Origin of the sequence: Streptomyces sp. TLI_185 (genome assembly GCF_003814765.1) — a bacterium.
Taxonomy (GTDB): domain Bacteria; phylum Actinomycetota; class Actinomycetes; order Streptomycetales; family Streptomycetaceae; genus Streptomyces.
On the sequence record NZ_RKRB01000001.1, the window covers coordinates 5,492,317 to 5,506,605 of the forward strand.

Annotated in this window: 8 protein-coding genes and 1 pseudogene; 7 read left to right on the forward strand and 2 right to left on the reverse strand. The window is 69.3% G+C overall.

Annotated features, from left to right (window positions below; all coding sequences use genetic code 11):
- The first annotated feature begins 203 nt into the window (after positions 1-203).
- From EDD92_RS25315 to EDD92_RS25325, 3 genes are all read left to right on the forward strand, one after another.
- Positions 204-1,838 carry a serine hydrolase gene (locus EDD92_RS25315; protein WP_123966403.1) on the forward strand — a complete coding sequence of 545 codons (1,635 nt, stop codon included), beginning with the start codon at positions 204-206 and terminating at the stop codon, positions 1,836-1,838.
- Positions 1,839-2,237: 399 nt separating this feature from the next.
- On the forward strand, positions 2,238-3,749 hold the full coding sequence (locus EDD92_RS25320) for an SDR family oxidoreductase (protein ID WP_123966404.1): 1,512 nt from the start codon (positions 2,238-2,240) through the stop codon (positions 3,747-3,749).
- 16 nt (positions 3,750-3,765) lie between these two features.
- Positions 3,766-5,139, forward strand: coding sequence for a deoxyribodipyrimidine photo-lyase (locus EDD92_RS25325; protein ID WP_123966405.1), 1,374 nt, complete (start codon positions 3,766-3,768; stop codon positions 5,137-5,139).
- Between the two features lie 459 nt (positions 5,140-5,598).
- Here the strand turns inward: EDD92_RS25325 and EDD92_RS51335 are convergent.
- Positions 5,599-5,703 (reverse strand): annotated as a pseudogene (locus tag EDD92_RS51335) (VapC toxin family PIN domain ribonuclease); the annotation flags it as partial.
- Positions 5,704-5,765: 62 nt separating this feature from the next.
- Between EDD92_RS51335 and EDD92_RS25330 the strand changes: the two are divergent.
- The 4 genes from EDD92_RS25330 (at position 5,766) to EDD92_RS25345 (ending at position 11,636) form a co-directional block, all read left to right on the forward strand.
- Positions 5,766-9,911, forward strand: a complete 4,146-nt coding sequence (locus EDD92_RS25330; protein WP_123966406.1) for a CHAT domain-containing protein — start codon at positions 5,766-5,768, stop codon at positions 9,909-9,911.
- 44 nt (positions 9,912-9,955) lie between these two features.
- Positions 9,956-10,651 carry a hypothetical protein gene (locus EDD92_RS25335; protein ID WP_185124121.1) on the forward strand — a complete coding sequence of 232 codons (696 nt, stop codon included), beginning with the start codon at positions 9,956-9,958 and terminating at the stop codon, positions 10,649-10,651.
- A gap of 278 nt (positions 10,652-10,929) precedes the next feature.
- Positions 10,930-11,196, forward strand: coding sequence for a CopG family transcriptional regulator (locus tag EDD92_RS25340; RefSeq protein WP_123966408.1), 267 nt, complete (start codon positions 10,930-10,932; stop codon positions 11,194-11,196).
- Positions 11,193-11,636 carry a PIN domain-containing protein gene (locus tag EDD92_RS25345; RefSeq protein ID WP_123966409.1) on the forward strand — a complete coding sequence of 148 codons (444 nt, stop codon included), beginning with the start codon at positions 11,193-11,195 and terminating at the stop codon, positions 11,634-11,636. Before EDD92_RS25340 ends, EDD92_RS25345 begins: the two co-directional genes overlap by 4 nt.
- A gap of 609 nt (positions 11,637-12,245) precedes the next feature.
- Here EDD92_RS25345 and EDD92_RS25350 read toward each other — a convergent pair.
- A complete protein-coding gene (locus tag EDD92_RS25350) occupies positions 12,246-13,766 on the reverse strand; it encodes an NCS1 family nucleobase:cation symporter-1 (protein WP_123966410.1) in 1,521 nt (506 codons plus the stop codon).
- Positions 13,767-14,289 lie beyond the last annotated feature (523 nt).

Below are 14,289 nucleotides of genomic sequence, written 5' to 3' on the forward strand. Positions count from 1 at the left end.
CTTCTCTCTGGGATGAAAGTGGTGTCGGATCCCACCGCTGTTGACCGTAGTTGTCCGCTCTCTTGGGCACGCTATGGGCACGACACCGTGCACAGGGACTCAGCCTTCGGCCTGAACAGGCGAGCGTGACGGCGTTGTGCCTGACCCCCCGAACGGCCCGCCAAGGCGCGACAGGTGCCGGGGGCGGGACTTCCATTGAGGACATGTCCCGACTCGACAATGCATGCCCCCGCCCCGTTCGCTCCGCCGCTGCACTCGGCCTGGTAGCGGTACTGGCCGTCGGCTGTACCGGGTCCGATGCCGACACCACCGTCGCCGGGCGTGCGGCCGTCGCGACCTCGCCGCTGCCCACCGTCCCACCCGCCCAGCCACCGCCACAGCTCACCCGGGCCGAGGTCGAGAGCGCGGTGAGCAAGCTGGACGACGTCGTACGGGATGCCATGCGCCGCACCGGTGTGCCCGGAGTCGCCGTGGGCGTGGTGCACAACGACAAGGTGCTGTATCTGAAGGGGTTCGGCCTGCGGAAGGCAGGTACGAAGGACCGGGTCGGAGCGGACACCGTCTTCCAGCTCGCCTCGGTCTCCAAGCCCATTGCGTCCACCGTGGTCGCCGCGGTCGTGGGCGAGAAGACCGTCGGCTGGGACGACCCGGTGGTCGACCACAACCCCGGCTTCAAGCTGAAGGACCCATGGGTCACCCGCCATGTCACGCTGGCCGACCTGTTCTCGCATCGCAGCGGACTGCCCGACCACGCCGGAGACGTCCTGGAGGACCTCGGTTACGACCGCTCGTACATCCTGGACCACCTTCGTTACGAACCGTCGGCCCCCTTCCGTGCCCACTACGCGTACACCAACTTCGGGCTGACCGAAGCCGGCGTCGCCACCGCGCGAGCAGCGGGGACCAGCTGGGAGAAGCTGTCCGACGAGAAGCTGTACAGGCCGCTCGGCATGGGCTCCACCAGCTCTTCCTTCGCCGACTACGAGAAAGCGGGCAACAAGGCCGCCTTGCATGTGAAGACCGGGGACACCTGGCGTGCCGAGCATGTGCGCGACCCGGACGCCCAGAGCCCGGCGGGCGGGGCCAGCTCCACGGCCCGGGACATGACGAAGTGGCTGCGCCTGCAACTGGGCAACGGCAAATTTGAGGGGCGGCAAGTCGTCGACGCCGAGGCGCTGGAGCAGACCCACCTGCCGCGCATGGTCTCCGAGCCGCCGCACGCGCCCGCGGGCAGGTCCGGGTTCTACGGGCTCGGCTGGAACGTGAGCTACGACGACCAGGGCAGGCTGAAGCTCGGCCACTCCGGGGGCTTCGCGCTGGGGGCGGCCACCAACGTCGCGTTGTTGCCCTCGGAGAAGCTCGGCATCGTCGTCCTGACCAACGGCGAGCCCATCGGCGTGCCCGAGGCGATCGCCTCCACGTTCCTCGACACCGCGTCGACGGGCGGGCCGACCGTCGACTGGCTGACGTTCCTCGGGCCGATCTTCAAGCAGTCCCTGCATGGGGAACAGTCGCCGGTCGACTACAGCAAGCCTCCGGCCTCGCCCGCACCCGCCAAGGCGAACAGCGCCTACACCGGAACGTACTCCAATGATTACTACGGCCCGATGACCGTCAGCGTCCAGGGGAACGAACTCACCATGCAACTTGGGCCCAGGAAGCAACGGTTCTCCTTGAGCCACTACGACGGTGACACCTTCAGCTACCGCACCACCGGCGAAATGGCCGTCGGCCTGTCCGGCGTGACCTTCACCGTCGGACCCGGCGGACGCGCCGACAAGGTCCGGGTCGAGCACCTCGACACGTCCGGTCTCGGCACCTTCACGAGGAACGACTAGGGCCCGCGGGCAGGGCCGGCCGGACACGGCGCAGGAGGTCGCGTTGCCGAGCGTCGCCTGCATCCGCTCCAGCATGATCTGGACAACAAACTAACCCCAGGCCGCAGACCTTCTTGCGGGCACGCTGTGGGCACGGACGCCGGCACCAGCCGGGCCATACGCGAACGCGACGCCTGCGCCCTCCGGACCGCATCGTCCCTCGGGCAGGTCCGGAGTGTTCGTCGCTACTGCGAGGTTGCGGTGCTCGCCCTCGGCCCCAAGCATGGCCTCAGGGAACAGCGACAGAGCCCCTCGGAGGGGCACGTCCCGGGAAGACATGAGAGCCATGACGTTTCTTGCGGCCCGGTCCGCCGCCCGTCGCCGGACAAAGTGCACTCGACCGGCATACGTGCGACCGGCATGACCGACGACGACCGGCCGCTGCGCTGTCTGGTCACCGGCGCCACCGGTTACCTGGGCGGCAGGCTGGTGCCGGAGCTGCTGGCGGCCGGGTACTCGGTGCGCTGCCTGGCCCGCTCACCCGGCAAGCTGCGGGACCATCCGTGGGCAGGGCAGGCGGAGGTCGTGCGCGGGGACGTGATGGACGAGGCATCTGTGCGTGCGGCCATGGAGGGAACGGACGTCGCGTACTACCTGGTGCACGCGCTGAACACCGGGCGGGGTTTCGAGGAGACCGACCGGCGCGCGGCCAGGATCTTCGGTGAGCAGGCGCGTGCTGCCGGAATCCGGCGGATCGTCTACCTCGGCGGGCTGAGCCCCTCCGGAGTACCCGAGAACGCACTGTCACCCCATCTGCGGTCCCGCGCCGAAGTGGGCCGCATCCTCCTGGCCTCGGGCGTGCCGACCGCCGTACTGCGGGCCGCCGTGATCATCGGTTCGGGTTCGGCGTCCTTCGAGATGCTGCGGTACCTGACCGAGCGGCTCCCCGTAATGGTGACCCCGAGCTGGGTGCGCACCCGCATCCAGCCGATCGCCGTCCGCGACGTGCTGCGCCTCCTCGTGGGGTGCGCGCGGCTGCCGTACGACGTGAACCGGGCCTTCGACATCGGCGGGCCGGATGTCGTCACGTATCAGGAGATGATGCGGCAGTACGCCGCCATCGCGGAGCTGCCGAAGCGGGTCATCCTGCCCGTTCCGCTGCTCACCCCCCGGTTGTCCAGCCTCTGGGTCGGTCTGGTCACCCCGGTGCCGGGCGCTCTCGCGCGCCCCTTGGTCGAGTCACTGAAACACGAGGTGGTCTGCGCCGAGCGGGACGTCGTCCGGTACGTGCCGGACCCGCCGGAGGGGCTGGTCACCCTCGAGCGGGCGATCCGGCTGGCCCTGCGGCGCGTGCAGGACGCGGACGTGGCCACCAGGTGGTCCTCGGCGTCGACTGCCCGCGCCCCCAGCGACCCGCTGCCGACCGACCCCGACTGGGCGGGCGGCAGCCTCTACACGGATTACCGCGAGCGTACGGTCGCGGCGTCGCCGCAGGCTCTGTGGCGGGTGGTGGAGGCGATCGGCGGCGAGAACGGCTGGTACTCCTCGCCGCTGGCCTGGTCCCTGCGCGGCTGGCTGGACACCCTGGTGGGCGGTGTCGGCCTGCGCCGGGGCCGCCGCGACGCGATCCGGCTGCGGGTCGGCGACAGCCTGGACTTCTGGCGAGTGGAGGAGATCGAGCCGGGCCGGCTGCTTCGGCTGCGCGCGGAGATGCGGCTGCCGGGCCTGGCCTGGCTGGAGATGACCGTCGACCCGGATCCACAGGGGTGCGCGGTGTACCGGCAGCGGGCCCTGTTCCATCCGCACGGCCTGGCCGGGCACGCCTACTGGTGGGGCGTGGCCCCGTTCCACGCGGCGGTCTTCGGCGGCATGGCCCGCAATATCGCGGCTGCGGCCGAATCGGCCGCCCCTGAACCGGCCCGTACCCGCTGAAGGGGATCGAGGAACCGTGCGCGTCTCGGTCGCCCTGTTCACCGCGGATCTGCGAGTGCACGACAACCCGGTCCTGCGGGCTGCTCTGAGGGACGCGGAACGCGTGGTCCCGCTCTTCGTCGTCGACACCGGCATCCGCCGTACCGGTTTCGCCGTGCCCAACCGGGCGGCGTTCCTGGCCGACAGCCTGGCCGACCTCGACGCGGCCCTGCGGCAGCGGGGCGGCCGCCTGGTGGTGCGCGTCGGCGACGTGGTCGAGGAGACCTGCCGGGTGGCGACGGAGACCGGGGCAGCCGTGGTGCACATCGCGGGCGGGGTGAGCCGTTACGCGGTACGGCGCGAGGACCGGCTGCGCGTGGCGCTGGCGGGCGACCGGCGCGAACTGCGCGTGCACGACACCTCGTTGACGGCCGTACCGGCGGGGGCCCTGACGCCCTCGGGCGGTGGCAAGGACCACTTCGCGGTCTTCACGCCGTACTTCCGCCGCTGGGAGACCTTCTCCGTGCGGGGCGTCCTGCGGGCGCCGGACACCGTACGGGTATCCGACGTGCGCTCGGCAGACCTGCCCCGCGCCGAGTCCCTCGCGGTGGGCTCCCCGTCGCCCGGTCTGCCCGCCGGAGGGGAATCCGAGGCGCGCCGCAGGCTGCGGTCATGGCTGTCCGGCCCGCTCTCCGCCTACGACGAGCGGCACGACGACCTGGCCGCCGACGCGACCTCGCGGCTCTCGCCGTATGTGCACTTCGGTTGTCTGTCCCCCACCGAACTGCTGCACCGGGCCCGCGCCCAGGACAACGCCGGGTCGCACGCCTTCGTCCGCCAGCTCGCCTGGCGGGACTTCCACCACCAGGTCCTGGCGGCCCGCCCTGAAGCCGCCGGCCACGACTACCGTTCCCGGCACGACCGTTGGCGCCGCGCCCCGAGGGAGGTCGAGGCGTGGCAGGAGGGCCGTACGGGCTATCCCGTAGTCGACGCGGGCATGCGGCAGCTGCGCCACGAGGGCTGGATGCCGAACCGGGTCCGCATGCTCGCGGCGAGCTTCCTGACCAAGACGCTCTATGTGGACTGGCGGGTGGGTGCCCGCCACTTCCTGGACCTGCTGGTCGACGGAGACGTCGCGAACAACCAGCTCAACTGGCAGTGGGCCGCCGGAACCGGCACGGACACCCGCCCGAACCGGCTGCTCGACCCCCTCGTCCACGCACGCCGTTTCGACCCCGCAGGGGAGTACGTACGCCGCTGGCTCCCGGAACTGAGGCACCTCGACGCCAGGACGGTCCACCGTCTCGCGCATCTCGACGAAGCGGCCCGTGCGGGCGTGGACTACCCGGCCCCGATCGTGGACCTGGAGGCGGCCGCCACGAGATTCAGGGAGCGGCGAAGAGCCGGCTGACCGGACAGAAACAAACCCCAGGCCACTGACCTGGGGTTTCATCATGGAGCGGGTGACGAGAATCGAACTCGCGCTCTCAGCTTGGGAAGCGACGGCGCTTGGACGTGTTCCATGGCTCTGACCAGCGCAGATGCCGAGTTCCTGGAGTGGCCGTGTAGGCCGGATCGCACCGCTGTTGACCGTGGTTTTCCGTCCTTACGGGCACGCGGAGGGCACGGAATCTCGGAAGGGGGGAGGCCGGCGCTTGCTGACGGTGCAATGCCCATGGGCTGCTTCGCACGGGGGCCAGCTCCTGAAGTGACATTGCGGCTGCACATACGGGCACGCAATGGGCGCAGGCTGCACAGAGTCGGTGGCTGGAGCAGGCGCATGAAACCGGCGTTGCGGTCGTTCGGGCTCATCGGCGCGCGTCGGTGAGGGTGTTCGCGTGTGTGCAGGGGCTCGTGGTGGTGCCTGTTCTCACTCGACGACTTCTGGCCTGTACCGCTGATGCGCCTGGCCGGTGACGGCGGCGATGCATTCGAAGTCCCGGTCGCGGTGGAGGAGTGTCGGTCCCCGCAACTGGTTGTGTGGCCCCTGTGCGGATCGACAGTTCGACCGGGGCCGCCAGTGTCGTCCTCATTACCATGAGTGCTCCGACGGGGGACGGGGGATTCGTGGAGGACACGCGGCTCGGTGAACTGGCTGCCCGCATACGGGAGTTCGGCAACGGCGTAGAGCCGCAACGTGTGCTCGACGACGATGCCTTGGCTCTTGCGGTGGATCTCTTCGCCTCGGTCGACCGGCGCCCCGAAGAGGCCGACCCGGATGTCCTGCACACCATTGCCGCGTTCTATTGGGCCCGCTCCGTCGCACGCAGGAACGACTCCCTTGCCGCTAAGGACCTCGAGACAGCCATCGGTGTGTTCGGCCTGCTCTACCTGGTCGATCACCGGCGCGTGCCGCGTGAGCTGTGGCCACGGTTCGCTGATGAGACCGGGTACGACCCGTGGAGCGACCCGCTGGAACATGCGGCAGATCTGGTCATGGATGCCGAGGAGACGGGTGACGTCGCTGCCCTCGATCAGGCCATCAGTCTGATCAGGACCGTGGCGGACAGCGGTGACAATGCATACCGGGACACCCTCCACGGCCTCGCGCTCCGACATCGCGCGGCTCTTCCCGACCGTCCTGCGGTGGAACGGAGCGCCGACGCAGATGCTGCGGTGGAGCTGTTGGCCAGGGTGGCCGCTCTCCCGGAATCGTCGGCCCTGCGGCGGGTGAGCCGCCGAACATCCTTCGCCGATGCCCTCCTGCGACGCTTCGAGTTCGCAGGGGACACCGAGGATCTCGCTCAGGCCGAGAGGGCCTGTCGGGATGCTCTCGTGGACGCTGCCGGGGACACCTCGGCGTACGCGCGTGCGGCAGCCGGACTCGGTTCGGCTCTCGCCCGTCGCGGGGAGGCAGTGGGAGCGGCAGCCGGGGAAGAGGACGACGTCGTAGCCCTGCTCCGCGAAGCGGCCGGGTGGCTGCGTCAGGCCGCCGACCTGACGAAGGGCGCCCATCGCGAGGCGCACCTGACCGACTTGAGCAGAGTCATGGGACTCCTTCTCGAGTGGACTTCCCGGGCCAGAAGAGCAGGTGGGGCTGTCCAGCCCGACGCACCTGCCGTGGCCGAGGACGGCCCGGTGCCCCACAGGGACGATCCCGAGGTCCGGCGTCAGGCCCGGACCCTGGGCGCTCTCGCCGGGCAGCTCTCGGCAAGAGTGCTGACCGAGAGCGAGGCCATACGCCGGGTGAGGGATCCGTCCCTCGTGCTCTCGGAGGCTGCCGTGGTGTCCGTGGTGTTGGGGGGTCTACGACTTGTAGGGGTCGGCCGACCGCGCGACGCGGTGCCGACGCTGACGCTCGCGCTGGAGGCTGCGCGCCCCCGTTGGGCCGCCAGACCGGGAACGCCCTGGTGGTCGGCGGCCGATGCCTACGTCGAGGCAGGACGGCTCGCGCTGATCGAGGTGGCCGACGGGCTGCTCTTCCGCCGTGCCTGTGCGGTGGCGGACGAACAGATCGCCGTGCTGCGCGACGGCGACCGCGCCGAGGACGTCGCCGAACTCTCGGAGACACTGTTCGCCGCGGGACTGCTGCGTGTCAGTCCGTACCTGGGGAACATGGCGGGACTGACCTTCGAGTCGGCCCACGATCTGTGGCGCGACCGTCAGGCTCGGCACCGCTCGATCCATCCGGACGATTCCGTCGCACCGGAAACCGCGGAGATGCCTCCTCCCCTGGTCGCCGCCGAGGAGGCGGTCCCGTATCTGCGCGAGGCCGCCGCACTGTCGCACGGGCACCGGCGGGGGCGTGTCCTCAAAGCGCTGGCCGAGGCCCTGTCCGTGGTCGCCGGTCTCACGCAGGAGTCGCACGACGAGGAGATACGGGCGGCTGCCCGTGAGGCGTTCGACGTGCTCGATCCCGTCGAGGATCCCCTCACCCATCTGTACCTGCTGAGAGTCCTGTGCTCACTGGGTGAGCTCTCGCTGCCCGGCGACGTTCAGGACATGCTGCCCCTGCCGCTGGCCGCCATCCGGGACCGGCAGGGGACGCGGGAGGCCGCCAGCGTCTTCACCGAGGCGCTCACGCTCGCCGAGGAGGCCCGCCGGCCCGACCTGGAGCTCCAGCTGATCGAGGCCGCCGACCGCGAACTGCCGGACCTGCCCGGAGACTCCTACCGTCGGCGCCGCTGGGACAGTGAAGTGCACTGTCTGGCGGACAGCCGCCTGCGCTGCTCCCCGTGGCCGATGCGAGCGGAGAATGCCGCGGGACAATTTCGCACCATCGCGGACCGAGACGGCTGGACTCCCGAGCAGCGCGCGGCGACCTTTATCCACCTCGCGGCGCACGCCCGGGGGAGCGACGAGGAACACGTCGGCCGCGCTCTCATCGCCGAGGCACGGGAGCTGGCTCCGGAGCTGTGCGGCCGTTACCGTCAGGCACTCGACTACCTCGACGGCACGCTCTCGTACGACATGGGACTGCGCACGTCGGCGACAGGACAGCATGCCCTCGCCGCAGGTCACTTCGCCGACGCAACTGCCGCCTACGCCGTGTGCGGTCAGATCGACATGGCGCTGAACAGCCTCGATGCCGCGCTGCGCAGTGTTCTGTCAGCCGACGAGAGCAGCGCCGGCGAGGCCGTGGCGGCGTTGATCCCCGCCGCCGTGTGGTTGCGGGGTGGCATCGACGAGGTCGTCGGCTGGAAGCTCCGGGATCTGTACCAACAGCTGATCCTCAAACTGAGCGGCCCCACTATCTCGTACGGCCTGATGATGGTGCTTCACCAGGCCGCCAAGGGAGTCGACTTCACGGTCATCACCGGACGGCCCGGCCCGTTCACCCCCTCCGCGCCACTCTCGCGGCTGCTGGCCCGCGTCAGGGCGGACGAGTCGCAGCTGTCGGGACCGCTGAGCGAGCCCGAACTGCCGGGCCCCGACCAGGCGATGCTCTTCTACGTGGGCGCCGGTGAGTCCGAGCTCGGAGTCGGCGCCGAGACGGAGCACCGCAATATGCAGCGTGCGGCGGACCGGTGGATCAGTCAGGAGCTTCTCGCCTCCGGCCGCATGGACCGTATGCCGATGATGTTCCCCGACGAGTTGCAGGCGCTCCTGACCGAAGACACGGTGCTGCTGTCGCTGTATCTCGGCCACACCCACCAGGACAACTCCGAGGCGCCGGTGACCTCGCTGTCCGGTCTGGCGGTGACCCGCGACGACATGGAGCACCACACCGTGTTGCTGCCGAACTTCGAAGCCGGGCTCATTCGCTTCATGCGTGCGGGGCACACTCTCTCCGCCCACCCGGTGGCCTTTCACGTGGCTGCCCTGCGGCAGGCCGTCGTCGCGGACCCGCTGCATCGGCCGCTCAGCCGTGACGCACAAGGGCAACTCAGGGACGACAGCGTCTCTTACCTGGCAGCCTTCACTGCTTCGCTGGACAGCTGGTGGGCCCAGGGAAAGAGGCACCTCTGCATATGGCCCAACGGCCCGCTGCACTACCTCCCCTACCACCTCCTAGAGGTCAACGGCCGCCCCCTTGCCGAGGACTGGACCGTCACCCAAGTGCCGGGCCTGGGCTTCCTCCGTACCCAGGCACCCGGCCTCCACCGTCCGTCCGGGCATGGGCTCGTGGCCTTCGCATCCGCGGCCGGGGGTGCCCGGCACGGGCTGCTCGTGCAAAACGCCCTGGAGACACACGCCGCCCAGGTCGCGGCGGCGATGGGCGGTCACGCGGTGCTGGGAGCCGCGGCGACACCGCGGCGACTGCTCAGCGAACTCGCCGACGCACGGTACGTCCACGTGGCCGCGCACGGGGCACACAACGAGTGGGCCTCGTGGTACCAGTGCCTGTTCCTGTCGCCGGACGCAGACCACGACGGTCGCGTCTTTGCCCACGACATCCTCCAGGCCGACCTGCGAGGCGTCGAACTCGTCACGATGAGTTCATGCGAATCCGCGCTGGGCCGGTTCGACGTCAATGACAACCTGCGCGGCCTGCCCGCAGCGTTCCTGGCGGCCGGTGCATCGGCCGTCATCGGATGCCTGTGGCCGGTCCACCCGCAGGTGGCCACGGAGTTCTTCGGGACGCTTTACGAGCGACTCGCGCAGACACCAGATCGGCGGGCTGCTTTCCGCGCCGCGCAGTCGGCCGTCCGCGCCCGCCACCCGGCCTTCCGGGACTGGGGCTCGTTCTGCTTCATCGGCGACTGGCGCCATTCGGACACGAACGACGGAGCTGCATCGTGACCCACCTGGAACTGCCCCCGACCCCGCTCCACGAGATCGACCTGGTGGAGGTGCCCCGGCTGCAGTCACCTGCCCCGCAGCAGCGCATCGAGGGGCGGGTGTCGCTCAGTACCGCCGTCGTCCACCCCCTGACGGCGGAGGAGGCAGCGGCAGGCGAGGCGGAATGGCTCGGCTTCCTGGCCGCGGAGTCGTCGCACAGCGACTACTTCCTCCTCAGCGTCACGTGCGCCTTCCGCCCGCCGGCAAATGGCGATCCTTTCGCCGACGCTGCCGTCGGCGTCCTTCTGGAGTCTCCCGGGCAGCCCGCGGACCGACAGCCGATCGCCTGGTCGATCTCTCCCAAGAAGCGCTCCCACCCAATGGAGCGGGCCACAACCGTTGGACTGACCGCCAAACTCGCGATCGTTGAATCCACACTCGAAGTCACCCGCGGCCAAGGCCGGGAGGAATTCTTCGTCATCGGAATGGGTGAAAGGGACAGTGACCCGGAATGGCGCATCAAAGCCACCAGCCGTCACGCCCTGATCGGTGATGAGACCTTCACCCTGATCGTCAAGGCCACCGCCGACGTACCCGTCCAGGCTCACATGACGGTGGCAGCCACCATCAAGCACCACCGCTTCGGTTTGATCCCCTACCGGGCAGATCTCCCCGCCACATTGCGAACCATCGATCTGCGCCGCCGGACCGACCCCCTGAATGGAGACGCGGGGGCTGCCTCGCGTACGAGCGGCGTCTGAGGCAGAGCGTGATCAGTGCACGGACTTGGATCGGACAACAACGAAGCCCAGGCCACTGACCTGGGGTTTCTACGCTGCATCCGCGCCGGTGAAGCTGAGGACGATGCGCGACCCTCGCCAGGCTTCCACGCGGCGAACGGCCTGATCGAGAACGGATTCAGCGATCAGGGCCGGCCCGACAGGCGGAGCCGCTGTAAGGGCAGCTCGGTGGCACCGGGCAATGAGACGTAGCGAAAGGCTCGAATACATCAATCTAGTACATGGACTACTCTTGGTACATGTCCATGAAGCGCACGAACGTCTACGCGGACCCAGAGGACCTGGCGATCATCAAGGAGGCCGCCAAGCGCCGGGGGATAAGCGAGGCCGAGATCATCCGCCAGGGCATCCACCTCGCGGCCATGGCGAACCGGGTGTGGGACGAGCCGCTGTTCTCGCGCACCTTCGAGGGGCCGGGGCACACGCTGTCCCAGTCGGAGGTGCGCGACGCGGTCGCCGAGGCCGTCCAGCGTGAGGCCGGCTCGGGTTCCGGATCCGCCGCGTGATCATTGTCATCGCCGATACGTCCGGCCTTCTGGCGGCCCTGGACTCGGCTCATCCGGAACACCGGGCGGCGAACGAGGCGATCATGGCGGCGGGCCTGCTGGTCATGTCGCCGCTCCTGCTGGCGGAACTGGATCACGTGGCGACGCGTGAGCTCGGCAGGGAGGCCGCCCTCAGCGCGGTCGACGACCTGCGGCGCTGGATGAGCCGGGGGCGTGTCGTCATGCCGGAGGTCACGGAGGACCACCTGGGCGCAGCCCAGTCCGTCCGTGTCCGCTACCGCGCGCTGGACCTCGACCTCGCCGACGCGGTGAACGTGGCGCTTGCCGCCGACTACGACACGGACGCGATTCTCACCCTCGACCGACGGGACTTCCGGGCCGTACGCCCCTTGGGCCGCCACAAGGCGTTCCGGGTACTCCCCGACGACCTCCCGCTCTGACGGAGGATCCTTGGCGGTCAAGTGCCCGCTCCCACAAGGGGGCTTGTGCACGGCCCGCGCGGGCTGGGGGCTCAAGGCGCACGTGTCTCTGCGTGCCCGATCTCGGGGGTCCAGAGGTGCCCGCAAGCGCAGCAACAGTCCTCGACAAAACAAGCCCCAGGCTGCTGACCTGGGGCTTCAAAAAGAGCGGGTGACGAGAATCGAACTCGCGCTCTCAGCTTGGGAAGCGACGGCGCTTGCGCGGCTGCAGGGCTGCTGACCTGCACGGATTCGTTGTGCTGGCGACGTTGCCCGGGCATGGCCGCGCCGCTGTTGACCATGGTTGTCCGCTCTTATGGGCACGCTGTGGGCACGGCTTTGAGGAACGGCGGGCAGAGTGCGTGCGGGAACGGGCTCTGCGCTTGGCTCGGCTGGTACGGATATCCGGTTCGGGCAGCCTTCGCGAGCGCACAGCCTCTCTGGCGAATCTGGGACCGGGCCCTGGAGGAGCCCGGTCTCCCCACCCGGCTCGGGCAGTGGCCGAGCCGGGGCGGCGGCGGGGAAAAGGGCGCCTGACCGGCATCACCCCAGGTCGGGCGCCCTACTCGGGTTGCTGGAAGAAGCTGACTGCTATGCCTTGGTCGCCTCCGGCGCTTCCGTTGCCCCCGTCCTCGCTGTGAGGGGGCTCTTGCCTCCGCTGAACGCGAAGTAGAGCACCCCGGCCACGACGACTCCGATGAACCAGGAGTACGGACCCAGCGTCGCCCCGTATCCGGACGGTCCGTAGACGGGGAGGATGCTGGAGAAGACGGCGCCCACCACCCCGGCGGCGAACGCCCGTACGTTCCAGCCGCCCTGGAAGCGGAACTCCCCGCCTTCGTCGTACAGAGCGGGCACGTTCAGCTGTGTCTTCCGGATGAGGTAGTAGTCGACGACGATCACACCGAAGATGGGGCCCATCGTCGAGCCGATGGCGTTGACGAAGCTGGGGGCGTTGTCCCAGGGGTGGAGCGGGTAGAGCAGCAGCGCGATGACGGCGGCGATGAGGCCGCCCCGCCGGAAGGTCACGTACTTCGGGGCCACGTTGGCGAAGTCGAAGGCGGGACTGACGAAGTTGGCGACGACGTTGATGCCGAGGGTCGCCACCGCGAAGGTCAGGGCGGCGAGCAGGACGAGGAACGCGCTGTCGAACTTGGCGGAGATCTTGGCCGGTTCCAGGATGACCTCGCCGTACACCTTGCTGGCGGCGGCCGTGGTGATCGCGGCGACGAGGGAGAAGAGGATCAGGTTGACGGGCAGGCCCCAGATGTTGCCCTTCTTCAGGGCCTTCGTGTCCGGGGTGAAGCGTGCGAAGTCACCGAAGTTGAGGAACAGGGCGGCGAAGTAGGTCACCCAGGTGGCGGCTATCGCCGCGATCGCGGCGAGTGAGCCCGGGCTGACGTCGAGCCCGGTGGCGCTCTTGGCGAGTGCGGCAAGGTCGCCGCTCGGCATGTCGACGGAGAAGGACAGCGCCCCGGCCTTCACGGACAGCGCGATCGCGAGGATCAGCATCATCAGCCACACCGCCGGGCCGGCGAAGTCCTGGAAACGGCGGACCGTTTCCATCCCCTTGCTGATGATGAGCAGTTGGGCGGCCCAGACGCCGAGGTAGCACAGCACTTCGAGGCCGCTGTGGTCGAAGAGCCGGCTGGTCTCGTGCAGATGCTTGGGTCCGTCGTAGCGGACGAGGAAGGCCACGATGGCGCCGGCGGCGGCGCTGGTCTGGGCGCCGTACCAGAAGGTGGCGACCACGGCCCGTACGAGAGCCGGGACGTTGGCGCCGAAGGTACCGAACGAGGCGCGGGCGAGGACCGGGTAGGGGACACCGGTCTTGACGCCCGCCTTGCCGATGAGGGTCATCATCCAGTAGATGATCAGCGAGCCCACACCGATGCCGATGAGGAACTTGAGGGTGTTGCCCGCGACGAGGAACAGGCTGGCGGCCAGGAAGTAGCCGTACAGACTGTGCACGTCCGAGGTCCAGACGTTGAAGATGCTGAAGGCGCCCCACTTGCGTTCGGTGGCGGGGGCGAGGTCCGCGTTGTAGAGACGGGGGGAGTACCCGGGCGGGGTGGCGGTTCTGTCCGCGTCCGCGCTGTCCGTGGCCGTCATGTCCTGCTCCTTCTTGCTGTGCCCCATCCCCTACCGGCGTCGCGCCGGACGGTTGATGCGGCAGCTAACGGCCCGGATGTTGCACCGGCATGTCGGACGTGTAGCAGACTCGTCAACGGAAAACTTCTTCCATTTCCGGATCGAGTCGCCGGTTGATCAGTGCCTGTGGAGCGGTTGGACGAGGGGCGTGATCACAGGCGGGACGGACTCCCGCGGAGCTGTCGGTGACACGGGCCCGAGGCGTGATGCGCGGCGCCTGCTCGTGCCGCCCACTTCGGGTGACGACATCGATCGCATGCAATGGCAGCGGAGCCAAGTCCCTTTAAACGACAACGGAGTTGTGCCGTCGGCGGTCGCACGGCGGTCGCACGGCGACCGCACCGGCCCGGCGGCGAGGTGCCCCGACCGGTGGGTGATCGGGAACCCGATGAGCAGGGAGGGCCTGCAAGCGCGTGGGACCGGTCCCGGACGCTCCTCCTAGCCTCGGTACGCGCAAGCCCGGTCGTCATCACAGATGCGGTGT